Genomic DNA, 24,700 nt, shown 5'->3' on the forward strand with positions numbered 1-24,700 from the left:
AATAGTTCTAATTCTTTATCATGTTGTATTTTAAGTTTTTCAAGTTCAGAAGGGGTGATATAATTCTCGTTCGTTTTCCCGCCGTTTCTTTTTAACTTGTATGCAGAAACCCAACGGCTAATAGTCTTAGGTGAGATTTCTAGTTCACGTGCAACATCGGCTGCCTTTCTGCCCTCCTCAACAACTAATTTTGAAACATATTCTTTGTACTCTTGATCAAAGCGTTTCCCCATAATGAACACGTCCTTGTTTATGATGATTGTATTATATAATAAATCTCATTTTGACGTGTCCACTTTTAAGACTAACCTCACTTCATAGCCAAAATGAAGGACATTTACTATTTAAAATAGGATAAGAAAGTCCTTCATTTCGACTCAATCCCCATCATTCTTCCCATTTCGTATATATATACAAATAAATGTCAAGTTGAGTCATTTCTAATAAAAGGGTTAAAATAATATTAGTTTGAAAGGACGAAGGGAGAACGTTTGGGATGAAAAAACTTTCAATAATTGGCATGCCGATGGATTTAGGACAGATGCGCCGGGGAGTGGATATGGGTCCTAGCGCGATACGCTATGCGGGCATAAATGAACGCTTGAGCAAACTATTTGATGATGTTCATGATCAAGGCGATATTGCCATTGGCAGACCAGAAGTGGAAGTAGATCCAGAATCGAATCTAAGAAATTTGCATCTGATTGCTGAAAAAACACAAAGCCTTGCAGAAGCAGTTGATAAAGCAATTGAAGCAAATACTTTTCCATTAGTTCTTGGCGGTGACCACAGTATTGCCATTGGAACACTGGCTGGCGTATCAAAGCATTATAAAAATCTTGGTGTTATTTGGTATGATGCACACGGTGATTTGAATACAGCTGAAACATCCCCTACAGGAAACATACATGGAATGCCTTTAGCTGTAAGTTTAGGACTAGGTCATCCATTATTAACGAATGTCGGGGGCTACTCTCCAAAGGTGAAGCCTGAAAATATTGTTATCATTGGGGCAAGGTCACTGGATGAAGGAGAAAGAAGCCTTATTAAAGAAAAGGGCATTAAAGTATACACGATGCATGAAATTGATCGATTAGGCATGACAAAGGTTATGGAAGAATCCATTGCCTATTTAAAGGAACGGACTGACGGGGTTCATTTATCATTAGACCTTGATGGTCTGGATCCTCACGATGCTCCTGGCGTAGGCACGCCGGTTATTGGAGGCATCAGCTACCGGGAAAGTCATTTGGCCATGGAAATGCTTGCAGAGTCTCAATTAATTACTTCGGCAGAATTTGTTGAGGTCAATCCGATTCTTGATGATAAGAATAAAACGGCAACTGTTGCCGTGGCATTGATGGGATCTCTTTTTGGGGAAAAACTGCTATAATTTAAGAGGATTAAAAATAAGTCAGGGCATTCAGTCCTGCTTATTTTTTATGTCTGGCTTTTATGGTATTCTATTTGTTTGAGAGGTTCTGTGTAAAAAGTACTAATCTAAACTTCAGGGGAAAATGGTCATCCAAATTAGTAAAAATTTGCTAATATAGATTTATAATATTTTTTCACAAAGAGTGAAACCTTTTCCGCTATCGATCGTAATATCGATTAGCCGCATTAGAGCGGAGGTAATGAAATTTGGAAACAATCGTAAAGAAAAGGATTAAGCAAGTATTAAAAGGTGACCAGGATGCCTATGCAGAAGTAGTCGAAATATATAAGGATAAGGTTTTTCAGATTTGCTATAGGATGCTAGGCAATCGGCATGAGGCAGAGGATATTGCACAAGAGGCTTTTATTAGAGCGTATGTTAATATCAGCAGCTTCAATATAAATTTAAAATTCTCTTCATGGCTTTATCGAATTGCAACCAATCTTTGCATCGATCGCATAAGAAAAAAGAAACCGGATTATTATTTGGATGCAGAGGTTGCCGGAACCGATGGATTAACGATGTACTCTCAAATTGCTTCGGATACGAGACTCCCGGAGGAAGACGTGGTAAGTCTTGAACTGCAGGAAGCAATTCAAAGAGAGATATCGAAACTGCCGGAAAAATACCGTACAGTGATTGTCTTAAAATATATAGAAGAGCTTTCGCTGAACGAAATAAGCGAATTGCTGGATTTGCCTCTAGGTACGGTTAAGACAAGGATTCATCGGGGAAGAGAAGCATTAAGAACACAATTGCAATACGTATAACCTTGAAGCAAATCCTCCTATGATGGTTTGATTAAGTATGAAGAGGGTGAGAACTTTGAAATGTCCAGCAGAAATGGTCCTTTATATGCATGAGTATTTAGACGACGAGATCTCAGCCGAGGAAGAAAAAGTCCTTAGAGAGCACTTGCAAAGCTGTAAAGATTGTCTGGAACACTTTCATGAACTGCGAAAAACAATTGCCTTGGTACAGAGTACGTCTCATATACAAGCTCCATCGAACTTTACCGCTAGCGTGATGGCAAAGCTGCCAAAAGAAAAGCGCAAAGTAGGATTCCAGCGTTGGATTAGACAGCATCCATTGTTTACAGCAGCTTCATTATTTTTAGTGCTAATGATGGGAAGCCTTTTTTCTACCTGGGAAGAAGATCATCAGTTTTCAGTATCAAAACAGCCCAATTTATTGGTTCGTAATGATACAGTGATTGTTCCTGAAGGGGAAGTTGTCAAAGGTGATGTGGTTGTAAAGAACGGCAAGCTTCAAATTGAAGGCCAGGTCGAAGGAGACGTGACCGTTATCAATGGGGAAGTTATCAATGGTAAACAATATTTAGCTTCCGCCGGCCAGGTCACCGGAGAAATCAAAGAGGTCAATGCATTGTTTGATTGGATGTGGTACCACATCAAAAAAACGGCTAAAGATGTCATCTATGTATTTGGGGATAATGAACCAAAGACAGCACAATAGCTAAAATGGACGAAAACTAGCTAAAAAGCTCGATTTTCGTCCATTTTATTTTTACCTTCGTTTGGGAAATTGAAATCTCATTTATGATATAATATGAAAGCTATAGTGCAAATGCAGAATTTGATAATGTTTTGAATATACATTTGGAGGAAGGATAATGTCGTTTTTTTCAGACTTTTCGATACTGAAATTATTGGCAAACACGGTTGACATTTTCCTTGTCTGGTACGTCATCTATAAACTAATCGCCATTGTTCGCGGTACTAAGGCTGTACAATTACTGAAAGGGATTTTTGTGATCCTCCTTGTAAAAGTCATCAGTGATAAATTCCATTTGCAGACACTTGGATGGATGATGCAGCAGGTACTAACTTGGGGATTCGTTGTGATCGCTATCATTTTCCAGCCTGAATTAAGAAGGGCATTGGAACAATTAGGGCGCGGCCGTTTCTTTTCAAGGAGTGGAAATCATGAAGCTGAAGAACAAGACAAAGTGATTGATTCCATCGTCAAAGCCGTAGATTACATGGCAAAGCGCCGAATTGGGGCTCTTATTTCCATTGAAAGAGAAACGGGGATGGGGGATTACATTGAGACGGGAATTCCGCTTCAATCGAAGGTTTCATCAGAGCTTCTGATCAATATTTTTATACCTAATACACCATTACATGACGGAGCTGTTATTTTGCAGAAAAATACGGTAGCAGCTGCTGCTTGCTATTTACCGTTATCAGAAAGCCCGTTTATCTCTAAGGAGCTGGGTACGCGACACAGAGCTGCGTTAGGAATAAGCGAGGTAACCGACAGCATTACGGTTGTTGTTTCTGAAGAGACCGGCAGCGTATCTTTGACAAAAAATGGCGAATTGCATAGAGATCTAAAGCCAGATGTGTTTAAAGAACTGCTGACCAAAGAACTTTACTTGCAAAACAAACACAAAAATGTTTCTTCAGGCCGCTGGAACTGGAGGGCAAAGAAAAATGGATAAGTTTATAGATAAGCTCGTTGATACAAAGTGGTTTATGAAAATTATTGCTTTAGTACTAGCTTTGCTGCTTTTCGATTCAGTCTATAATCCAGATAAGGATGTTTCCAATATTAATGTGCCTGGCGAGCAGGATACAGAAGTAATTTCCAATGTACCTGTAAAAAGCTATTATGACACAGAAAATCTATTCGTTACAGGTGTTCCGGAAACCGTAGAGGTCACGCTTGAAGGTCCTAAAAATGTTCTTCAGCCGGCAAAAATGCAAAGAAACTTTGAGGTTTATGTGGATTTGTCAGATGCCGAAATAGGAACAGAGAGAGTTCCTATTAAAATTCGAAATATATCAGATAAGCTTAAGGTCACCATTAATCCTTCCAATGTCAACGTGAAAATTCAGGAGAAAGTAACAAGGGAATTTTCTGTTGATGTTGAATTTAATAAAGCGTTGCTGGAAGAAGGCTATATCTCAGAGGCACCTACAGCAGAACCTGACAAAGTCAAGGTCACTGGCGCGAAGAATATGATTGATAGCATCAGCTATGTGAAGGCTACTGTCAATTTGGAGGGGTCTGTCAAAGACACAGTAAGAAGACAAGCACAGGTTTTAGTATTTGATAGAAATATGAACAAACTTGATGTAGCGATTGATCACGATACCATCGATGTGATTATCCCTGTAAAGAGTCTTAGCAAAAACGTGCCAATAAAGGTCGTTGAAAAAGGCAGTCCGCCAAATAATGTTAAGATTAATTCCATTAATCTTGAGGTGAATGAGGCAAAGATATTTGCTAATCAGGCGGTTTTAGATAAGGTGGACAGTGTCAGAGTCGAAGTAGATTTAAGCAAAATAGATGCAGATGGGGATATAGAACAAACATTGCCTGTCATTATTTCAGAGGGAATATTAGAAGTTAATCCGAAAACAGTGAATGTCACGATAAATGCGACAAAGGAAGAAACAGAGGAAACTGCGGCAGAAACAGCCGTGGAGGATCGGACATTTTCACATCTTCCTATCCAGCTGTCTGGGTTATCCGAGCAATATGAAGCCTTGCTGCAGTCACCTGCAAATGGGGCAAGCTTAACTGTTTCCGGAACAGGTGAAAAGATTAATCAGTTAAAAGCAAACGACTTTCAACTATATCTTGATTTGGCAAATTTAGCTGAGGGCGAGCATGAGGTCAAAATAAATGTTAAAGGCCCTGCCGATGTGAATTGGAAACTAGCATCGGATAAAGCGAAAGTCTCAATTTCACAAAAAGAAGCGTAACTGTTACTTTTTAGATAAGAAGAAGGAGCGATCGATGAAATGGGAAAATATTTTGGTACTGACGGTGTTCGCGGAGTAGCAAATAGTGAGCTGACACCGGAGCTGGCGTTTAAATTAGGCCGATTCGGAGGATATGTCCTTACTAAAAATAAAAGCCGCCCGAAAGTGTTAATTGGACGCGATACTCGTATTTCAGGTCATATGCTTGAAGGGGCACTTGTTGCAGGTCTTCTATCGATCGGAGCAGAAGTTATGCGCTTAGGTGTGATTTCAACACCTGGAGTGGCGTTTTTAACAAAGGCTTTAGGGGCAGAAGCTGGTGTAATGATTTCTGCTTCCCACAATCCGGTTGCTGACAATGGCATCAAGTTTTTTGGCCCAGATGGATTTAAACTTTCTGATGAGCAGGAATTAGAAATTGAAAGTTATATGGATCTTGAAAAAGACGAGCTGCCAAGACCAGTTGGAGCTGCGCTTGGGCAAGTGAATGATTATTTTGAAGGCGGGCAGAAGTATTTGCAATTTTTGAAGCAGACGGTCGACGAAGACTTTTCTGGTTTACATATCGCTTTAGATTGTGCAAATGGTGCAACTTCTTCATTAGCCTCCTACTTATTTGCCGATTTAGAGGCAGATACATCGATGATCGGAGCTTCGCCTAATGGATTAAATATCAATGATGGCGTCGGTTCGACGCATCCTGAAAACCTATCCTCCTTTGTTAGAGAAAAAGGTGCAGATGTAGGGCTGGCATTTGACGGGGATGGCGACCGTCTTATCGCGATAGACGAAAATGGGGAAATCGTGGACGGCGACCAAATCATGTATATCTGCGGAAAATATTTAAAAGAACAAGGGCGTTTAAAGCATAATACGGTTGTTTCAACCGTCATGAGCAATCTTGGATTTTATAAAGTCCTTGAAGCAAATGGAATCGAAAGTGTTCAAACAGCTGTTGGGGACCGCTATGTGGTAGAGGAAATGAAGAAAAGCGGCTATAATCTTGGCGGAGAGCAATCTGGCCATATCATCTTCCTTGACTATGTGACAACCGGTGATGGCTTGTTAACAGGCTTGCAGCTTGTTAATATTATGAAAATGACAAAAAAGCCTTTGTCAGAGCTTGCAAAGGAAATGAAGAAATATCCGCAAAAGCTTGTTAATATCCGTGTGACAGACAAGCATCACGTAACAGATAATGAGAAGGTAAGCGCCATTATTTCCGAAGTGGAAACAGAAATGAACGGGAATGGCCGAATTTTGGTTCGCCCTTCAGGAACGGAGCCCCTTGTAAGAGTTATGGCTGAAGCACCAACAGAAGAATTGTGTGCGGAGTATGTTGAAAAAATTGCAGCTGTAGTTGAACAAGAAATGGGACTAAAGGAATAGTAGACAAGTTTTATGCATAGGGGAACCATTGCGTTCTTCTATGCATACTTTTATTGTAAGGATATCATCGCCCGGTAATATTTATTGACGAATGTGTTCTACCTGTTGTATGATAATCCTGTTTTACTTTAGAAATGCATATTTTTAGGAAAGGAGCGCAGAAGGATTTTTCTTTTTATTACTTAAGCGCCTGGACTAATCCTTGAACGTATATCGGATTAGTTGACGAGGAGGAGGCTTATCGAAGGTTTCGGCGGATACCTCCCGGTTAGAGCAGACCGTAATTCCATCTTTAAAACATTAGGGTAACTTAATGCACAAAGGGATGGGAATGCTAATAAAGAAATAAAGAGATGCAGCTAAAATGACCAGCTAAAATGATTTTAGACTTTTTGCGTTTTAGATACAGATATAGAACAGAGATAAGGGGCAGGACTGCCCCAAAGGCTTCTTGCCCCTTTTATTAGGAGGAAGAGAAGTATGTGTGGTATTGTTGGATATATTGGAAATAGCGATTCAAAGGAAATTTTACTAAGAGGCTTAGAAAAGCTTGAATATAGGGGCTATGACTCAGCAGGGCTTGCACTTATGAATGAATCAGGAGTTCATGTTTCTAAAGAGAAAGGCCGCATCGCCGATTTAAGAGCAATTGTTGACACTGATTTATTCGCCAGTGCCGGAATTGGCCATACCAGATGGGCTACCCATGGAGTGCCAAGCACTACTAATGCACATCCTCATCAGAGCTCATCTGGCCGATTTACACTTGTTCACAACGGAGTCATTGAGAACTTTGATATCCTCAAGCGCGAGTATTTGCAAGGAGCTCCATTTAAAAGTGAGACTGATACAGAGGTTATTGTTCAGTTAATCGAGCTATTTGCCAATGATGGATTGGCAACTGTCGAAGCGTTCCGAAAAACGCTTAAGCTTTTAAAGGGGTCCTATGCACTTGCCCTATTGGATGAGAAGGATCAGGAAACGATTTACGTGGCAAAAAATAAAAGCCCGCTGCTAGTTGGATTGGGCGATACCTTTAATGTTGTTGCATCAGATGCTATGGCTATGCTGCAGGTAACAGACCAATATGTAGAGTTAATGGATAAAGAAATGGTTATTGTTACACAAAGCAAGGTGACGATTCAAAGCCTGAACGGTGAAATCGTTTCACGCAAGCCATATACACCTGAGCTGGATCTCAGTGACATTGAAAAGGGAACCTATCCTCATTATATGCTGAAAGAAATTGATGAACAGCCATTGGTTATCCGTAAAATCATCCAGAACTATCAGGATGAACGCGGCAGTCTGACAATCGATTCAGACATTATTAATGAAATGAATGAGGCAGACCGCATTTATATCATTGCGGCCGGTACTTCTTACCATGCGGGATTAGTTGGCAAGCAATTTATTGAAAAAATGGCGAAAATCCCTGTAGAGGTTCATATCTCTAGTGAATTTGGCTACAATATGCCGCTGCTCTCACAAAAACCGCTGTTTATTTTTATTTCACAAAGCGGGGAAACAGCAGACAGCCGAGCTGTTCTTGTGAAAGTGAAGAAAATGGGATACAAGGCCATTACACTTACCAATGTGCCGGGATCAACCTTATCACGCGAAGCGGATCATACCTTGCTTTTATATGCGGGTCCTGAAATTGCGGTTGCCTCCACAAAGGCCTATACTGCACAGCTTGCGGTCTTGGCTATTCTTGCTGAAGTAACAGCAAAAAGCCGCAATATGGAGCTTAACATTGACCTTGTTCGGGAATTAGGGATTGCTGCAAATGCCATGGAAGTTCTTTGTGATGAAAAAGAAGCGTTTGAAGCCATTGCCCATGAATTTTTAACTGTTACCCGCAATGCCTTCTTTATTGGCCGCGGTTTAGATTTTTATGTTGGACTTGAAGGTGCTCTTAAATTAAAAGAAATTTCCTATATACAGGCTGAAGGCTTTGCTGGAGGCGAGTTAAAGCATGGAACGATTGCTTTGATTGAAGATGGCACACCAGTATTCGCCATTGCTACACAAGAAAGCGTCAATCTTAATCTCCGAGGCAACGTGCAAGAAGTGGCAGCCAGAGGAGCAAATGTATGTATTATTTCAATGAAGGGTCTTGAAACACCTAAAGACACCTATGTTCTCCCTGAAGTACATGAACAATTAACATCTCTTATCTCTGTGATTCCATTACAGCTAATTTCCTATTACGCCGCACTTCATCGTGATTGCGATGTTGATAAGCCAAGGAACTTAGCGAAGTCTGTTACAGTTGAATAAATATTAAAAATTATAGACAAGAGAGAGTGCTGACCCTCTCTTGTTTTTTTATTTTTTAGTACACGCTGGCTTTTATTGACGGGGGGCAAATAGCATAACTGAAACGCCCGCTAAACATATTGCCGCTCCAGCCCAATCGTATAAATCGGGTGTTTTTTTATCTATGCCCCATCCCCACAATACAGAAAGAACGATAAACACTCCTCCATAGGCAGCATATACTCTGCCGAATGATGGGAATGTTTGGAATGTGGCAATAACCCCGTATAACGCCAAGGCGATTCCACCGAAAACACCCCAATAAAATGGCTTCCCTTCTCTTAGCCACAGCCAAATAAGATAACCTCCGCCAATCTCTCCAATTCCAGCAAGTATAAATAATAATATTGCGTAAATCATTTAGCGCCCACCTTTGATCATTTACTTGACATGGTCATTATACCGTATTCCAAAGGCAGTATTGAACTAGAACAAACAGAACGAAAGCGGTTTGAGTCAATAGGAGCAATGCCCCTTTTTATTAATTTTCCCTAAGTAATTTTTCGATGAAGGCCTGTTTGGTTTTTGGCCAATCTTCTATTGTAATGCTGTACATAACTGTATGACGAATATCTCCATTTCTTTGGATCATATGGTTTCGCAAAATCCCTTCTTTTACCCCGCCAATCCTTTCAATGGCTTTTTGAGAACGTAGATTGCGGTGGCCCGTCTTTATTTGAACCCTGTTATATTTAAGGACCTCAAAGCAATATTGCAGGAGCAGCCATTTGCAATTTGTATTAACCGGGGATCTCCAATACTTAGGATTCAGCCAGGTTGACCCAATTTCTACTCTCTTATGATTTGGATAGATATCCAGAAACCATGTACAGCCGATAATCGTGTTGGTTTCATTGTGAAAAATGACGAAAGCAAAATCGGTGCCGGCTTCCCGTTTTTTAATAGCATCTTGAATATATTCGAGACAGTTCTCTCTGTTTGTAAGATCAACAGACATATGTTCCCAAATGTCTATATCCTGAGCCGCTGCATGGATGCCATCGGTGTGCTCGAGACTAATGGGGATTAAAGAAACGATACCGTTTGTTAACTTTTCCAATTGAATCACTCCTTGTTTCTATTAAAAAATAAATAATGAGTTTTGAATAGCGGAAAATTAAATTTAGGACTTGGGGCTTAAAAATAATTAGCCTCAAGCTGGTTAACCTAATAATAACTATTTTGTATGATTAGGATTGTTGTACGATTAAAGATTTTAATATTAATACAAGTTTATTGGAGGAAATATGTTTAAAAACAATCGAAAAATAAAGAAATTAAGTGTTCTTCTCCTGTTAGTCATTCTTTTTATTCCTGCATTTCAAATTCCTTTTTCCGTTAAAGCCGCTCAGCCGTTTAAAACGGAAGATATTGATAAGTTTGTCGCTAATTATATGGAACGCAACGGGCTCCCTGGTGTTTCTATTGTGGTTGTAAAGGATGGAAAAGCCGTTTATGAAAGAGGTTACGGGCATGATTCTGAAGGAGAACCACTGACAGAAAAGTCACTTATGAGACTTGCCTCAGGCTCGAAACCGTTTACAGCCTTCTCAGTCTTACAATTAGTTGATGAAGGAAAAATAGATCTGGATGAACATGTCGTAAACTATCTGCCGGAACTGGTCATGAATGATTCTAGATGGAAACAGGTTACAGTCCTTCAATTGTTGAATCATACATCTGGGATACCGAATCCAATCATTGTACCTCCAGCGAGTACGTTAAAAGAAGGTGTTGAACGTATTCATGATTGGAGACTGCAATCAAGACCAGGAGAGAAGTATGCCTATAGTAATGCTAATTATTGGATATTGGCTTATTTGGTGGAACAAATAAGCGGAATGGAATTCTCTCAATATCTTAAGCAAAAGGTATTCTCCCCGCTAGGAATGCATGACTCATTAACGACTGTAAACTCTGGAGATTCTGTGCAGGGGCTCCCAAAAGGATATGTAACAGCATACGGAACCGCCATACCTTGGACTGAGATGGAAGAGATGAATATGGGAGCTGGAGCAGTCATAACAACAGCATCAGATATGGGGAAATGGCTTTCTATGCACACCAATGGAGGAAAGAATGAATTAGGCACACAATTATTATCAAAAGAATTATTGGAAGTGTCCTACTCACCGCAGCCTGGAAGCAAAAAGTACGGACTTGGCTGGTCATTAAGTTCACCGAATGTCAAACCAGCACGTATTTCACATAGCGGGGCGGTATCTACGTATCAAACCCAACAAGATATTATACCAAGCAGCGGATACGCAGTTGCTGTGCTGCTCAATAGCTTTACTCCTACGTTTGAACACGCGTATGAGATTAGTTCAGGAATTATTGAATTGACGGAGGGGCAAAAGCCTGAAATAAAAAAGTCCGTACCTAAGATCATTGACTTATCACTTGGTGCTGTTACATTGATTTACTTGATTTTAGGAATAAAAGGAATCTTTCGAAGCAAAAAGTGGTCAGATCAGCGTAAACACCAGCCTGGTTGGAGATTTTATCTGCGGTTACTTCCACAATTGGTGACAGTATTGTTTATAGGCTGGTTATTTTTTGTTGTTCCCTCCTTACAGGATAACAGTTCGACGACGTTAGACGCGTTTGGTATTTTCCCAGCGGCAATGATTTTTATAGCAGTTGTTTTCATCGTTTCATTGGTTCTCACTGTTATGAGAATTTATTATCGAAAAATATTAAATAATGGCTGATGACCATACTTTTCCGGAATGTCCAAGTATAGTTTTTTCAAAAAGGAAAAATTGTTGCTCCATTATCGATTTAATAGAGTATAATGGGAGTCGGGTCGTAATCGGCCCTCTATTGATTTTTAGTTGTAATCGCTTACACTTTAAGTTAAGCCTATTACTTACTAGGGAGAGAGTAAACAATGAATTCATTTCGAGTAGAGCAAGACTTTTTGGGCGAAAAACAGGTTCCGGCTGATGCGTATTATGGTATTCAGACTTTACGGGCTGTAGAGAATTTCCCAATTACCGGTTATAAATTAGACAAACAGCTGATTACAGCTATGGCTATTGTAAAAAAAGCTGCAGCACTTGCCAATTCAGATATTAAAAGATTATATAAAGAGAAAGCAGATGCTATTTGTCAGGCATGTGATGAAATTATTGCCGGCAACATGCATGACCAATTTATAGTAGATCCTATTCAAGGCGGCGCTGGAACGTCGATCAATATGAATACAAACGAAGTCATTGCGAACAGAGGGCTAGAACTATTAGGAAGAGAAAAGGGAGAGTATTTCCATTTAAATCCGAATATTGATGTCAATATGGCGCAGTCAACTAATGACGCATTTCCAACAGCAATCCACCTTTCCACATATAAAGCAGTTGAATTGTTATTAGAAACAATGAAAGAAATGCGCGATGTATTTAATGGTAAGGCCATTGAATTTGATTCTGTGATTAAAATGGGAAGAACACATTTGCAGGATGCCGTTCCTATTCGCTTGGGACAAGAGTTTAGAGCATATACAAATGTGATTGAACGTGATATTAAGAGAATTGAAAATGCAAGAGAAGGTTTGCTAGAAGTCAATATGGGGGCAACAGCAGTAGGCACTGGCTTAAATGCTGATCCGAAATATATTGAAAAAGTGGTTCAATATCTGGCTGATATTTCCGGAATTCCTGTTGTACCGGCAAAAGATCTTGTTGATGCAACACAAAATACAGATATATATGTCGAAGTTTCGGCTGCTTTGAAAATTTGTATGGTCAATATGTCCAAAATCGCTAATGATCTTAGAATGATGGCATCTGGACCAAGAGCGGGCCTTTATGAAATCAATTTGCCTGCCCGTCAGCCTGGCTCATCCATCATGCCTGGAAAAGTAAACCCTGTAATGCCTGAAGTCATTAACCAAATTGCTTTTCAAGTTATTGGAAATGACCATACAATTTCACTTGCCTCAGAAGCAGGCCAGTTTGAATTAAATGTCATGGAACCAGTATTGCTGTTTAACCTGCTTCAGTCTATTTCCATTATGAATAACGGGTTTAAAGTATTTACAAATTACTGTGTTTCAGGAATCAAGGCCAATGAAGAAGTCCTTAAAGAATATGTAGAAAAAAGTGTAGGGTTATTAACGGCTGTTAATCCGCATATTGGCTATAACGTCGCTTCAAAGATTGCAAGAGAAGCAATCATTGAAGGAAAGCCAATTCGTGAATTATGTTTGCAATATGATGTGTTAAGTGAGGAAGAATTAGATCTCATTTTAGATCCATATGAAATGACAAAGCCAGGAATTGCCGGCGCTGTCTTGTTTGAACGAGTATAAAGTACTGAAAAGCATCCAATAAAAAGTATTGGGTGCTTTTTTCCATTTACAATGAACCTTTTACCCCAGTTATTTGTATAGTTTGTAAATAAGACAGGAGGACAGGGGGACAGGTACTTTGTCCCGAGGGACAAAAGACCTGTCCCCTTGTCCGGGAATGGGGATGAAGTAATGCACATTGGCTGGATTGTTTCGCTGATTGTTGCGGGGATTATCATTATTTTAATATTAGCGATTGCTATTCCGATGGATCGCAGGTATGTTGTCAGGGAAAATGGTAAAATCAATTATAAGAAAACAAAAATTTATTTAAGATGGAATGTGTTTGACACTTTGACCCTTTGTCTTGCTATTTATTCTATTATTTGTGTTCAGGTATTAAACATATTAGTTTCAGGCGGTCAAACTATTGAGAACCCGTTTGTCCAGTTTTTTACGAATCAGGCACAAGTATGGACACTGGTATCAATTATTTACTTGATTAGCAGGGTATCGATGACCTTAAAGTCTATAAAGGAACGCTGGGGCGATGAGATTGAATGAGCGTGAAGAGGGATTGATGATTGCTTTTCAAAAGGGGGATGAACAAGCCCTTGAAGGGATCTACCTTCTGTTAAGGCAGCCGCTCTATTCTTTTATTTTCCGTTATACAAGAGATGAGCAATTTAGCATCGATATTGTCCAGGATACTTTTGTAAAGCTTCAGCGCTACAAGCACCAGTATAATCCGAAAAAAGGAAAACTCAAATCCTATCTTTTTCAAATCGCCTATCGTTTGATGATCACGAAATTAAACCGCCGGAAGAAATGGAGAACCCTCTTGCCTTTCCTTGCTCCTGCACAAACGGAAGAACTTCATCATTCAGATAAAATGACTATTCGCCAGGCCATTGCAGACCTCCCTGAAACACAGCGGGCGGTTATCTTGCTGTATTACTATCACGATATGCCGCAAGAGGAAATCGCAGATATTCTTGGGATCCCAAAAGGCACGGTCAAATCAAGATTACACACAGCAATCAAAAAGTTAAAAGAAAGCTTGGGGGGCGAAGAATTTGAATCAAGATCCTTTTAAGAAGGAGCAGCAACTTAGCAGAAAGCTTGATGAATATCACATCGAAGTGCCGGATTTTCCAATAAAGCCAAGCAGATGGGGCCGATTTGTTCATTTTTTAGCCTCACCGGCAAAAGATCCGATTGAGCCTCTCATTTCAGCAGCAGATGGATTCATGCTAATAAAGGCAGTCCCGATTATAGGGACGGCTGTAATTGCCATAATACAAGCTTTAATACTGCTTTAATGTTTGGACGGGTCCGTAGGGACTGCGTCTTTTTTATTTGGCATTAAGAGAGTCATGATTTTAACGTGTTGAGGGATACTGTGAACAACAAGATGATTTTAATGGAGGGAGAAGAATTATGCCTGAGCTGCCGGAAATGGAAACATACAGGTCTTTGCTTCAGCCCTTGATTGGCGGTCAAATGATAACGGGGGCTATGATTACCCGCGAGAAGTCCATCAATGTACCAGCAGATCAATTCATGCAGCATGTTTTGAAACAGAAAATTATAGATATTAAAAGAAGAGCCAAATATTTAGTTTTTCAGCTGCAAGATGGCTCGTGCCTGCTCTTGCACTTAATGCTTGGCGGAAAGATGTTTTATGGGAAGGAAGAGGATAAACCGGACCGGACCGTGCAAGTACAGGTATCCTTTGGTGATTATCACCTATATTTCATTGGACTACGTTTAGGATATTTGCATCTTTTAACACCAGATCAGATAAGGGAGGAATTTAAGGATCTTGGTCCAGAGCCTTTTCAATTATCACAGGAGGATTTTCTTGCTTTGGTGAAAGACAGAAGAGGCGGGTTAAAGTCAATGCTGCTGAATCAGGAAGTTATTGCAGGAATAGGGAATCGCTATTCAGATGAAATCCTTTGGCATGCCCAGCTGCTGCCGGAAAGGAAAGTTAATGATTTAGATGACAATCAGCTGACTCGGCTATACCAATCCGTAAAACACATTCTTATGCTAGCCATACAGCAAGGGGGCTACATGGATCCTCTTTATAAAGGGGATGGCAGAACGGGTCAATATGAAATGAATGTTCACGGCCGTAAAGGAGAACCTTGTCCAAGATGTGGCACACCTATTGCTGAGGAAGAAATATCATCAAGAAAGACTTGTCTTTGCACAAACTGTCAGCATTAGAAACCCGCATAAGGAGACCGGCTCTTTTCCCTTGCCTGTTATCTTAAATTATGTGATAATAAAAATAAGAATATTTTGTAAATATTGAAACTAAAGGTGGAGTCTGTCACGACCGGATTATTATGTCCATTTGTGGCAGACTTTTTTCTTTATCGTTATAGACCCCATGCAGCAAATTTTTTAAAATAAGAATGATTGTCTAGAGAGGGTGGATTCTTTGAATATGGGGAAAGTATCAGCAATTATTCTGATTGTCATCCTCAGTCTGCTTCTGGCCATTAATACAGATTTTCTCCGTACCATCATCTCAGGTGATGTCGACTCCATTAGGGCTCTTTCGGGAGACAGCAAGTTTTATATTTTGTTAATTACATTGATAATTATGTTTGTGCATAATGCCTTTCCGGTTATTCCGCTTTTTCTAGTCCTCTTAATCAATAATACTTTCTTTGGTTTTCAATTTGGTTTTGCTTGGAGCTTACTGACAAGCATCCTTTGTGCAGTGACGGTCTTTCTAGTCATTCGTCATGGCTTCCAAAGCTGGGTTTCTGAAAAAGTAAACCCGTCCCTGCTCCACAAGATTCAGCGGAATGGGCTATGGTATGTGTTAGGTGCAAGAATTTTCCCATTCGCTCCGACAAGCATTATTAATGGGGTGTCGGGGATCAGTCATATAAGGTTATCGTCCTTTATGACAGCAACTGCTCTAGGAAATTTTACTTTATTTACGATTTATACATTGATACAGGCTGGTTTAGTTTCACAGGATCTGAACGAAAATGTAATTGCTGGTTTCCTCCTTGCAGGGATCATTGTCTATTTCTTTATTAAAAAGGCAATTGTACGGCATAAACGAGCCAAAAGAAGTATTTCTTTGCCGCACAAATCTAATTCTTGACAATTATGTGACAAAAATGGTAATCTTCAAGAACACTAAACAACTTTTTACAGGGAAAAGGGAGGTTAGGATCATGATTGTTCGTTACTATAAAACAAACAATTTCATACATGATCCATGCCAGCTCTCTGTATAGTTGGATTCCGCAAGCGAAGGTATGGATTTTACAATCTATACCTTTCTAGGGATGCATGCTCTTTTTAGGGTATGCATCTTTTTTGTTGGGAATTTTTAGTGAAATATAGAAAAAGGAGCGGGTTTACATGTGGAGAAGAAAACAAAGGATACTGATTTTCAAAAATGAGTTGAATGATAGCGGGTAGCCATTTTTCTTAGCATAAAAAAGAAAGAAGGTTGGATCGATGTTTGATGTATTAGGGAAATTAGGCTGGTTTTTTCAACAATACAAAAAGCAATACGCGGTTGCGGTCTTTCTGCTGATTATCGCAAGTGTCTTGGACGTAATTCCTCCCTATATGCTAGGGTCGGTTATTGATATTTTAACAGCAGGTGAGATGACAGCATCTTTGCTTTTTCAATATGCAGGGATCTTTTTAATCATAATCATCGGGGGATATTTTCTGAACTTTTACTGGCAATACAGGCTTTTTGAAGGGGCCATTAATCTAGAAAGAACATTAAGGCGCAAATTAATGCTTCAATTTTTAAAAATGATGCCAGCCTTTTATGAGAAGAATCGAACAGGAGACCTCATGGCACGTGCAACGAATGATTTAAATTCTGTATCTTTAACGGCAGGATTCGGAATTATGACCCTGATTGACTCTACCTTATATATGGGTGCTATCATTTTTGCAATGGGGTTTATGATTTCATGGAAGCTGACCTTTTTTGCGATGCTCCCAGTCCCAATTATGGCGGTGTTTATTCAATACCTTGGGAAGCTTGTGCATGAAAGGTATATGCAGGCACAGGATGCCTTTGGCGAGTTAAATGACCGTGTTCTAGAATCAATTGCAGGCGTTCGAGTTATTCGGGCCTATGTTCAGGAGAAAAAGGATGAAGTAAGATTTGCCGAAATGAGCGAGACTGTATATGAGAAGAATATGCATACCGTGAAAATCAACGCCTTATTCGGGCCTATTACGAAAATTGGCACAGGCATCAGCTATATTGTTGCCCTCGGCTATGGGGCCGTTCTAATTACTAATGGGGAAATGACAGTCGGGCAGCTCGTAACATTTAATGTCTATTTAGGGCTGGCTGTTTGGCCAATCTTTGCTATTGGGGAATTGATCAATGTGATGCAGCAGGGGAATGCTTCTTTAGACCGTGTTCAGGAAACCCTTGACTATGAAGCCGATGTTCAGAATACGGAGAAACCAGTTTTGATTGGAACGCCAAAAGAAATAGGATTTAGCGAATTGAACTTTCAATATCCTTCCAGCCAGGTGGAAAACTTAAAGCAAATCTCTTTATCCCTGAAAAAGGGAGAGACTCTGGGCATTGTCGGAAAGACAGGTGCGGGCAAAACAACCTTCTTAAGACAATTACTGCGTGAATATCCGATAGAAGCTGGTCAATTAATCATTAATGGTGTGGACATCGCTTCACAGACAAAGGAGCAAGTACTTGACTGGATTGGCTATGTTCCGCAGGATCATGTGCTATTTTCACGTACAATCCGGGAAAACATCTTATTCGGCAAAGAGGATGCAAGTGAAGAGGAGATAGAAAAGGCGATCCAGCTTGCTTATTTTAAGAAAGACCTGGAGAATCTGCCAATGGGTCTTGAAACTCTTGTTGGAGAAAAAGGGGTTTCATTGTCCGGGGGGCAGAAGCAGCGCGTCTCGATTGCGCGTGCGCTCATAAAGGATCCGGAAATTTTAATCTTAGATGATTCGCTGTCAGCTGTGGATGCAAAAACAGAATCTAATATAATAAAGAACATTCAAAAAGAAAGAAGCGGAAAGACTACCATTATAACCACCCATCGACTATCAAGCGTCCAGCATGCGGATCAAATCATTGTACTTGATGAAGGGCAAGTGACTGAGAGCGGAACACATGAAGAGCTTCTGCAGCAAAACGGCTGGTATAAAGAGCAATTTGACCGTCAGCAGCTCGAGGGAGGCGAGTCATGAGTACAGGTAAACGATTAACGAAATACGCGCTCACGTATAAAAGGCCGATCTTAATGGGCCTGCTCTTTCTAACAGCAGCTGTATTTACAGATCTGGCAGGCCCGTTCATCGCCAAGCACATTATTGATGAATACATGGTCCTTGGGAAAATTGACATCAAGCCGATTGCCTGGCTCCTTTCTTTGTATCTTATATTATCCATTGGAACAGCTGTGTTCCGGTATTTAATGTTTCTATTTTTGCAGATGGGAGCCAATCGTGTAGTTCAGCGATTAAGAAAGGATATCTTTGGCCATGTTCAGACCCTGCCAATCCAATATTTTGATCATCTTCCGGCTGGAAAAATTGTTGCAAGGGTGACCAACGATACAGAGGCAATCAGAAATTTATATGTACAGGTGCTTTCGAATTTTGCGACCAGCTTTATTTCGATTGCCGGCGTCTATGTTGCGCTTTTTATTTTAAATTGGAAGATGGCGTTGATTGCCGTGTTTATGGTTCCAATCATATACCTATGGATGATTTTGTACAGAAGATTTGCCTCCAGGTATAATGGGGTCATTCGTACAAAAATTGCGGATATTAATGCGATGATTAATGAATCAATACAGGGGATGGCTATTATTCAGGCTTTCCGGCGCGAAAGACAAATGACTAGAGAATTTGATGACATGAATGAAGAGCATTATTCCTATCAGCGTAAATTGCTGTTTCTAGACTCAGCAACTTCTTTTAACCTCGTTAATACGATCCGGCTCATCATGTTTACGATTTTTATCCTGTATTTTGGAACCCAGTCTATATCAGGAGCTGCTGTTGTATCAGCCGGTACTTTATATGCTTTTGTCGATTATTTAACAAGACTTTTTAATCCGATCACGAACGTGGTTAATCAGTTTTCCCAGCTTGAGCGCTCGCTTGTGGCCGGACACCGGGTGTTTGAAGTGCTGGATATGACAGGAGAAAAGGTATCAGAGGAGACAATGCCAAGATATGAAGGGCATGTGGTCTTTGAAAATGTTTCCTTTGCCTATAAAGGCACCGATTATGTGTTAAAAGACATATCTTTTCAGGCGAAGCGCGGTGAAACAGTTGCTCTCGTCGGGCATACAGGGTCCGGAAAAAGTTCAATTATGAATTTATTGTTCCGGTTTTATGATCCATCAAAAGGAAAAATTTATATCGATGGAACAGACGTAACAGCCCTGCCTAGGCAGACGCTAAGGGAGCATATGGGCATTGTCTTGCAGGACCCGTATCTTTTTACGGGAACCATTGCTTCAAATGTCAGTTTAAACGATCCAAAAATTACACATGCAAAGATTGAAGGGTCCTTAAAGGCCGTTGGTGCAGACCGGGTTCTCAAGAACCTGGAGAAGGGGATGGAGGAACCAGTTATTGAAAAGGGGAGCACTCTATCTTCAGGACAGCGCCAATTGATTTCCTTTGCCCGTGCCTTGGCCTTTGACCCGGCTATCTTAATTTTAGATGAGGCAACATCGAATATCGATACGGAGACAGAGGAAGTGATTCAGCATGCAATGGAGGTCTTGAAAAAAGGCCGAACAACTTTTGTCATTGCCCACCGTCTGTCAACGATAAAAAACGCGGACCGTATTCTTGTGCTTGAACGAGGAGTCATTAAAGAACAGGGAACGCATGAAGAACTGCTTGCTAAAGGCGGCATCTATCAGCAAATGTATCAAATGCAGGCAAAATCCCTTTTGGGACAGCATGTGGTTGGATAGGGACATGGAGATTCCATGTCCTTTTTTCTGTTTAAAGCAAGCACTTGTACAGTATCAATGAATAAACTATCCCTAGGAGTCATTGAAAGGAGCTGAATCCGTGTTTTTCAAGAAATCAATTCCCTCACATCCTAGGGAGATTCATCAATTTGTTTCTGCTGCTTGGTCCTCAACCAGAATGTATGTGTTTGCTGCCTTTATGGCTGCAATTGCTGCAATTCTGCAGTCTGCTGGCGGGTTTCTTCCTGGAATCGGCTATTTCTTCAGTCCATTTGCAACGCTGCCCATCCTGTTTAGCATGCTCGTTTCACTTAGATCAGGTATTTTATCCTATTTATTAACATTTGCCATACTTCTTTTTCTTCAGCCGAGTGAATTAGTGATTTACCCTTTTACCACCGGTATTCTTGGGCTATGTTTGGGATGGACCGTTCGTACTTTTCATCGGCGATTAGAAATACTTCTGGCAAACAGCACTGCTTTAACCATTGGTATTTGCCTTCCTCTATATGGTCTCGCCTTTCCGGTGCTTGGTCCATCTGTCCCTTCGTCAATTAATATGATATTTTTACTAGGGATTTTTGTTTTTGCTTTTTTATATTCCTGGTTTTGGCTGGTGTTTAGTCTGTTTTTGCTTCGCAGACTTAAGAAGATCTGGTTATTTCCCCAATAGCGTCTGTTCCAGGCAGTGGGCGGCCGTCTGAAACCTGATCAAATTGAGAGCGTATGTTTCGCGTTTTTTCCAAAATCACTTCCTTATTTAATCTCTCTTTTGGGCAAAATAGGAATATTGATTTTTTCAATATAAATATTTGTGCTCGAAAATGAGTAAAAATAATGAATCAATTGGGAGGTTATTGATTTGAAAGTGGCGGAGCTTTTTGTAAAGTGCCTGGAACAGCAAGGGGTTCAATACATATTTGGGGTGACTGGCGAGGAAAATATTGATTTTTTGGATGCGCTGCATCAATCATCCATTCAGTTTATTGCCTGCCGGGATGAGACCAATGCAGCTTTTATTGCCGGAATGATGGGAAAGCTGACTGGACAGCCTGGTGTATGCCTTTCCACTCTTGGTCCCGGAGCGACAAACATGATGACAGGAACTGCAAGTGCAGCACTGGACCGGAATCCGCTAATTGTGATTACCGCGCAAACGGATGTTCCTTTACAGTATGAAGGAACCCATCAATACATAAACACGATAGAGATGTATCGTCCGATTGTAAAATGGAATGCATCAATTGAAAGTATCCCAGTTCTGCCAAAGATAGTAGCTGATGCTTTTTCATCAGCTTTAAGCAGTCCCTTTGGAGCGGTTCATCTCGAGCTCCCTCATGATGTTGCATCTAAGCAAATTCAGGAATCCATCGCTGCCCTGCCAGAAACACAGAACTTGAAGCGAACGATGACTGCCCTCGATTCAGCTTTTGAAGATGCGGCAAGGGTAATCCAGCTTGCACAGCGCCCGCTCGTTCTGATTGGCCGGCGAGCTGCTGAGGAGCCTGAGATATCAGCGGCCGTGCTTTCTTTTGTTGAGACACTAAAGGCTCCTTTTACAGAAACCTATATGGCGAAAGGCGTTGTTTCGGGCGATCACCCGCTGCATCTGCAAACGATTGGATTGCCAGAGGGAGACTATGTCAATACAGCCTTTGAAATAGCGGATTTAATTATAGCTATTGGCTACGATTCCATTGAATATGGTGCAAAGAAGTGGAATAAAGCAGCCAAGCCGATTGTTCATATTGATCTTGAGGTCCCGGCAAAAATAAATACTTGCTATCCAATAAAGGCATCGCTCATCGGAGATATTGCCGGGAATCTTCAATCACTAACGGAACGGATGGAGCAAAGACACGAGATGGCCTCTGTTTACCAGCAATTAAAAGATATCATTACAAAGGATCTTCGCAAATCTGAGGAGAGTGATGCCTATCCGCTTGTACCCCAACGAATCATTAAGGAAATCCGCGAGTTTCTTTCTGAAGATGATCTCCTCGTATCAGATGTTGGCGCTCATAAACATTGGATTGCTAGACAGTATCCTGCTTTTCAAGCAAATACCTGTATTTTTTCCAATGGTTTGGCTTCGATGGGGGTTGGTCTGCCTTGGGCAATCGGCGCGAAAATGGCTTTTCCGAATAAGCGGGTACTGGCGGTTTGCGGTGATGGCTCGTTTAATATGTCTCTCGCTGAATTGGAAACAGCGGTACGGCTAGAGCTTCCCATTGTGGTGATGATTTGGCGTGACGGCAGATATAGCGCGATTGAATGGGAACAGGAAAATAAACAGGGCCGTTCTATGGGGATCCAATTTGGCAATCCCGATTTTGTCCAATTGGCCACGGCGTATGGGGTAAAGGGATATAAGATAAATAAAGCTACGGAAATAGGTGAGGTTTTGCCAAAAGCCTTTTCTGAAAAAAGTCCTGTGCTGATTGAATGTGAGGTTGATTATACGGAGAACTTCCGGTTAAGTGAACGGTTGGGGGAATTCAAATCTATGTTTTTGCGTTAAACGATTCACACTATCTGCATTCACTTCTCTTGCTTTACAGTGTTAAAGGATGCTATGATTTGACATAAATAGACAAGAGAAAGGAAGAAAAAGATGTCTTTGCAAAGTGTAAAGGACCATTTGAAAAAATGGAATCGTGATTCTGATATTATGGAATTTGATACCTCTAGTGCGACGGTTGACATGGCTGCTGAAGCCATTGGTGTCCTCCCGGCGAGAATTGCAAAAACGCTCTCTTTTAGAGGAGAAGGGGATCATGCTATTTTAGTGGTTGCTGCCGGAGATGCGAAAATTGATAACAAAAAGTTCCGCAATACTTTTCATATGAAGGCGCGCATGCTATCAGCCGAAGAGGTTGTAGAACAAACAGGACACGTGATCGGCGGTGTCTGCCCATTTGGATTGGCGAATGACTTGGATGTCTATTTAGATGTTTCAATGAAACGGTTTGACACCCTTTTCCCAGCCTGCGGCAGCACCAACTCCGCCATTGAACTAACATGCGATGAAATATTTGAATATTCCGGCGCAAAAAACTGGATTGACGTGTGCAAAGGCTGGGGAGATCAGGAAACAGGAGAAGAGGCTGTTCCAGCACCTGTTTCTCAGGAATCGTAATATTCTCTTAGACATATAATCTGCTTTAATGAAAATAAAACAGGGACAGCATCCAATGTTTTTTAAAAGGGAAAAGAGGATGCTGTCCCTATTTCTTTGATTTTAACCTGAAATGGCCGGAAGGTGGATGCTGACAGTTGTTCCTTTGCCAATTTCACTAGTGAATTTAATCTTTCCATCCATGGAATGGACAATATTGTAGCAGAGCATGAGGCCAAGACCCGTACCTTTTTCCTTGGTAGAGTAAAAGGGCAGCCCCAGTCTGTCTAATTGTTCTTGGTTCATTCCAGCGCCCTGGTCAGTAATTGTAATGGAAGCATAATTTCCATTTATCGTTCTTGTAATGATAATTTCCCCTTTATCCTGCATGGATTCGATCCCGTTTTTAATAAGATTAAGCAGCAGCTGACGAAAGTCTGAAACGGCCCCTCTTACAAAGATGGGCTGATTGAAACTTTGAAAGGTTATTGTGACGCCGCTTATGATAGCAAAGGAATTTAGGGTTGAGATCACATAGCTGATTTCCTGTTCCACATTGATCCTCTCAAGTTTTTTCATGTGCTGATTTTCCTTTGCCAAAGAAAGATAGTCTTTGATAATATCATGCGCACGGTCCAATTCGTCGATAGATACCCGGATATACTTCTTTTCATCAGCAGAAATCTGTGCTGAAGTTCCTAATAGCTGCAGAAATCCTCTTACAGTGGTCATCGGATTTCGAATCTCATGGGCAAAGCTAGCCGCCATTTGACCGACGACTTGAAGTTTGTCTAGACGCTGCAGTTCTAGATACATTAATTCCTTGCTTCTTATCATTTCCTCCAAATAAACCATGATCCATACAGTAAATCCATTGGCAACGATATACATGGAATAAATGATGACTTTCTGTGCTGTTATCGTGGCAACCGGGAAGATAATTAAACCTGATATAATTTGTGAAAGCGTAATAACGGAAAGAATGATAGAAGAAATAACAAGCTTCTTTTTATAGGTGAACAAATGAAATGTCTTTGAAATATAAAATAACACAGGCAAAAAGACCACAATAACTCCAAAGGCATAATACATCCCTATCCCGCCTATAAGGAATCGAAAAATAACGAAAAAAGCGGTAACAAATAGCCCAACATAAAAGTTCCCATATATAAATGACAAATACCATGAAACAAATCGCAGATCCAGAAATCTCCCTTCCCCCAATTCAATGGGGAAAAGCAGCAGAAGTCCAATGGAGATGCAGGATAGTATCCCGAATATATAGGGCTTTATTTTAACAGAAGGTACGATTGTTTTTAAAAGGGCGTGATAAACTAACGCGGGCAACATAACGAATAAAACCTGAATTAATAGGATTTCTAAATAATACATTTTTGGCCCTCAACTTAGAAAGTAATCTAATAA

Annotated in this window: 23 protein-coding genes; 19 read left to right on the plus strand and 4 right to left on the minus strand. The window is 40.6% G+C overall.

Going from position 1 to position 24,700, the window contains the following annotated elements:
• The coding region (locus AC1Q59_RS19465; RefSeq protein WP_492367531.1) for a transposase at positions 1-233 on the minus strand (233 nt) is incomplete at its 3' end.
• 263 nt (positions 234-496) lie between these two features.
• Here AC1Q59_RS19465 and rocF point away from each other — a divergent pair.
• The 7 genes from rocF (at position 497) to glmS (ending at position 8,841) form a co-directional block, all read left to right on the plus strand.
• Positions 497-1,393 carry an arginase gene (rocF, locus tag AC1Q59_RS19470; protein ID WP_492367532.1) on the plus strand — a complete coding sequence of 299 codons (897 nt, stop codon included), beginning with the start codon at positions 497-499 and terminating at the stop codon, positions 1,391-1,393.
• Positions 1,394-1,641: 248 nt separating this feature from the next.
• Entirely contained in the window at positions 1,642-2,205 is a 564-nt protein-coding gene (gene sigW / locus AC1Q59_RS19475) for an RNA polymerase sigma factor SigW (protein WP_492367533.1), read from the plus strand.
• A 55-nt stretch (positions 2,206-2,260) separates the two neighbouring features.
• On the plus strand, positions 2,261-2,911 hold the full coding sequence (locus AC1Q59_RS19480; RefSeq protein WP_492367534.1) for a zf-HC2 domain-containing protein: 651 nt from the start codon (positions 2,261-2,263) through the stop codon (positions 2,909-2,911).
• A gap of 157 nt (positions 2,912-3,068) precedes the next feature.
• The gene (gene cdaA, locus AC1Q59_RS19485) at positions 3,069-3,899 is read left to right on the plus strand and encodes a diadenylate cyclase CdaA (protein ID WP_492367535.1); all 831 of its coding nucleotides are present in this window, start codon (positions 3,069-3,071) and stop codon (positions 3,897-3,899) included.
• A complete protein-coding gene (locus AC1Q59_RS19490) occupies positions 3,892-5,169 on the plus strand; it encodes a CdaR family protein (RefSeq protein ID WP_492367536.1) in 1,278 nt (425 codons plus the stop codon). The genes cdaA and AC1Q59_RS19490 overlap by 8 nt, the downstream gene beginning before the upstream one ends.
• Before the next feature lie 39 nt (positions 5,170-5,208).
• Positions 5,209-6,558 carry a phosphoglucosamine mutase gene (gene glmM, locus AC1Q59_RS19495; RefSeq protein ID WP_492367537.1) on the plus strand — a complete coding sequence of 450 codons (1,350 nt, stop codon included), beginning with the start codon at positions 5,209-5,211 and terminating at the stop codon, positions 6,556-6,558.
• A gap of 480 nt (positions 6,559-7,038) precedes the next feature.
• Positions 7,039-8,841, plus strand: coding sequence for a glutamine--fructose-6-phosphate transaminase (isomerizing) (glmS, locus tag AC1Q59_RS19500; RefSeq protein WP_492367538.1), 1,803 nt, complete (start codon positions 7,039-7,041; stop codon positions 8,839-8,841).
• A gap of 72 nt (positions 8,842-8,913) precedes the next feature.
• Here the strand turns inward: glmS and AC1Q59_RS19505 are convergent, their stop codons facing one another.
• Complete coding sequence (locus AC1Q59_RS19505) at positions 8,914-9,240, minus strand: YnfA family protein (RefSeq protein WP_492367539.1); 327 nt, start codon at positions 9,238-9,240, stop codon at positions 8,914-8,916.
• A gap of 121 nt (positions 9,241-9,361) precedes the next feature.
• Positions 9,362-9,940 carry a GNAT family N-acetyltransferase gene (locus AC1Q59_RS19510; RefSeq protein ID WP_492367540.1) on the minus strand — a complete coding sequence of 193 codons (579 nt, stop codon included), beginning with the start codon at positions 9,938-9,940 and terminating at the stop codon, positions 9,362-9,364.
• 187 nt (positions 9,941-10,127) lie between these two features.
• Here AC1Q59_RS19510 and AC1Q59_RS19515 point away from each other — a divergent pair, with 187 nt between their 5' ends.
• The 12 genes from AC1Q59_RS19515 (at position 10,128) to AC1Q59_RS19570 (ending at position 23,296) form a co-directional block, all read left to right on the plus strand.
• Entirely contained in the window at positions 10,128-11,594 is a 1,467-nt protein-coding gene (locus AC1Q59_RS19515) for a serine hydrolase domain-containing protein (protein WP_492367541.1), read from the plus strand.
• A 179-nt stretch (positions 11,595-11,773) separates the two neighbouring features.
• Positions 11,774-13,192: an aspartate ammonia-lyase gene (gene aspA, locus AC1Q59_RS19520; RefSeq protein ID WP_492367542.1), complete on the plus strand. Its 1,419-nt coding sequence runs from the start codon at positions 11,774-11,776 to the stop codon at positions 13,190-13,192.
• A gap of 171 nt (positions 13,193-13,363) precedes the next feature.
• Positions 13,364-13,735, plus strand: coding sequence for a group-specific protein (locus AC1Q59_RS19525; protein ID WP_492367543.1), 372 nt, complete (start codon positions 13,364-13,366; stop codon positions 13,733-13,735).
• A 16-nt stretch (positions 13,736-13,751) separates the two neighbouring features.
• Positions 13,752-14,267, plus strand: a complete 516-nt coding sequence (locus tag AC1Q59_RS19530; protein ID WP_492367631.1) for an RNA polymerase sigma factor — start codon at positions 13,752-13,754, stop codon at positions 14,265-14,267.
• Positions 14,248-14,493 carry a hypothetical protein gene (locus AC1Q59_RS19535; RefSeq protein WP_492367544.1) on the plus strand — a complete coding sequence of 82 codons (246 nt, stop codon included), beginning with the start codon at positions 14,248-14,250 and terminating at the stop codon, positions 14,491-14,493. Before AC1Q59_RS19530 ends, AC1Q59_RS19535 begins: the two co-directional genes overlap by 20 nt.
• A gap of 118 nt (positions 14,494-14,611) precedes the next feature.
• Positions 14,612-15,406 carry an Fpg/Nei family DNA glycosylase gene (locus AC1Q59_RS19540; protein ID WP_492367545.1) on the plus strand — a complete coding sequence of 265 codons (795 nt, stop codon included), beginning with the start codon at positions 14,612-14,614 and terminating at the stop codon, positions 15,404-15,406.
• 223 nt (positions 15,407-15,629) lie between these two features.
• Positions 15,630-16,304 (plus strand): TVP38/TMEM64 family protein, encoded by a 675-nt coding sequence (locus AC1Q59_RS19545; RefSeq protein ID WP_492367546.1) that lies wholly within the window; start codon positions 15,630-15,632, stop codon positions 16,302-16,304.
• A 362-nt stretch (positions 16,305-16,666) separates the two neighbouring features.
• Positions 16,667-18,409: an ABC transporter ATP-binding protein gene (locus AC1Q59_RS19550; protein ID WP_492367547.1), complete on the plus strand. Its 1,743-nt coding sequence runs from the start codon at positions 16,667-16,669 to the stop codon at positions 18,407-18,409.
• Complete coding sequence (locus tag AC1Q59_RS19555) at positions 18,406-20,157, plus strand: ABC transporter ATP-binding protein (RefSeq protein ID WP_492367548.1); 1,752 nt, start codon at positions 18,406-18,408, stop codon at positions 20,155-20,157. The genes AC1Q59_RS19550 and AC1Q59_RS19555 overlap by 4 nt, the downstream gene beginning before the upstream one ends.
• Before the next feature lie 100 nt (positions 20,158-20,257).
• A complete protein-coding gene (locus AC1Q59_RS19560) occupies positions 20,258-20,830 on the plus strand; it encodes a hypothetical protein (RefSeq protein WP_492367549.1) in 573 nt (190 codons plus the stop codon).
• A gap of 195 nt (positions 20,831-21,025) precedes the next feature.
• The gene (locus AC1Q59_RS19565) at positions 21,026-22,678 is read left to right on the plus strand and encodes an acetolactate synthase large subunit (RefSeq protein WP_492367632.1); all 1,653 of its coding nucleotides are present in this window, start codon (positions 21,026-21,028) and stop codon (positions 22,676-22,678) included.
• Positions 22,679-22,771: 93 nt separating this feature from the next.
• Entirely contained in the window at positions 22,772-23,296 is a 525-nt protein-coding gene (locus tag AC1Q59_RS19570; protein WP_492367550.1) for a YbaK/EbsC family protein, read from the plus strand.
• Positions 23,297-23,398: 102 nt separating this feature from the next.
• Here AC1Q59_RS19570 and AC1Q59_RS19575 read toward each other — a convergent pair whose 3' ends face one another.
• A complete protein-coding gene (locus AC1Q59_RS19575; protein ID WP_492367551.1) occupies positions 23,399-24,667 on the minus strand; it encodes an ATP-binding protein in 1,269 nt (422 codons plus the stop codon).
• Positions 24,668-24,700 lie beyond the last annotated feature (33 nt).

The sequence above is a fragment of the Cytobacillus sp. MT66 genome (assembly GCF_058792595.1).

Bases quoted from the DNA above. Each gene is read 5' to 3' on its own strand.
- rocF (WP_492367532.1), top strand. From the start codon at position 497: ATGAAAAAACTTTCAATAATTGGCATGCCGATGGATTTAGGACAGATG.
- cdaA (WP_492367535.1), top strand. From the start codon at position 3,069: ATGTCGTTTTTTTCAGACTTTTCGATACTGAAATTATTGGCAAACACG.
- AC1Q59_RS19490 (WP_492367536.1), top strand. From the start codon at position 3,892: ATGGATAAGTTTATAGATAAGCTCGTTGATACAAAGTGGTTTATGAAA.
- glmM (WP_492367537.1), top strand. From the start codon at position 5,209: ATGGGAAAATATTTTGGTACTGACGGTGTTCGCGGAGTAGCAAATAGT.
- glmS (WP_492367538.1), top strand. From the start codon at position 7,039: ATGTGTGGTATTGTTGGATATATTGGAAATAGCGATTCAAAGGAAATT.
- AC1Q59_RS19505 (WP_492367539.1), bottom strand. From the start codon at position 9,240: ATGATTTACGCAATATTATTATTTATACTTGCTGGAATTGGAGAGATT.
- AC1Q59_RS19515 (WP_492367541.1), top strand. From the start codon at position 10,128: ATGTTTAAAAACAATCGAAAAATAAAGAAATTAAGTGTTCTTCTCCTG.
- aspA (WP_492367542.1), top strand. From the start codon at position 11,774: ATGAATTCATTTCGAGTAGAGCAAGACTTTTTGGGCGAAAAACAGGTT.
- AC1Q59_RS19525 (WP_492367543.1), top strand. From the start codon at position 13,364: ATGCACATTGGCTGGATTGTTTCGCTGATTGTTGCGGGGATTATCATT.
- AC1Q59_RS19530 (WP_492367631.1), top strand. From the start codon at position 13,752: ATGATTGCTTTTCAAAAGGGGGATGAACAAGCCCTTGAAGGGATCTAC.
- AC1Q59_RS19540 (WP_492367545.1), top strand. From the start codon at position 14,612: ATGCCTGAGCTGCCGGAAATGGAAACATACAGGTCTTTGCTTCAGCCC.
- AC1Q59_RS19545 (WP_492367546.1), top strand. From the start codon at position 15,630: ATGGGGAAAGTATCAGCAATTATTCTGATTGTCATCCTCAGTCTGCTT.
- AC1Q59_RS19550 (WP_492367547.1), top strand. From the start codon at position 16,667: ATGTTTGATGTATTAGGGAAATTAGGCTGGTTTTTTCAACAATACAAA.
- AC1Q59_RS19555 (WP_492367548.1), top strand. From the start codon at position 18,406: ATGAGTACAGGTAAACGATTAACGAAATACGCGCTCACGTATAAAAGG.
- AC1Q59_RS19570 (WP_492367550.1), top strand. From the start codon at position 22,772: ATGTCTTTGCAAAGTGTAAAGGACCATTTGAAAAAATGGAATCGTGAT.
- AC1Q59_RS19575 (WP_492367551.1), bottom strand. From the start codon at position 24,667: ATGTATTATTTAGAAATCCTATTAATTCAGGTTTTATTCGTTATGTTG.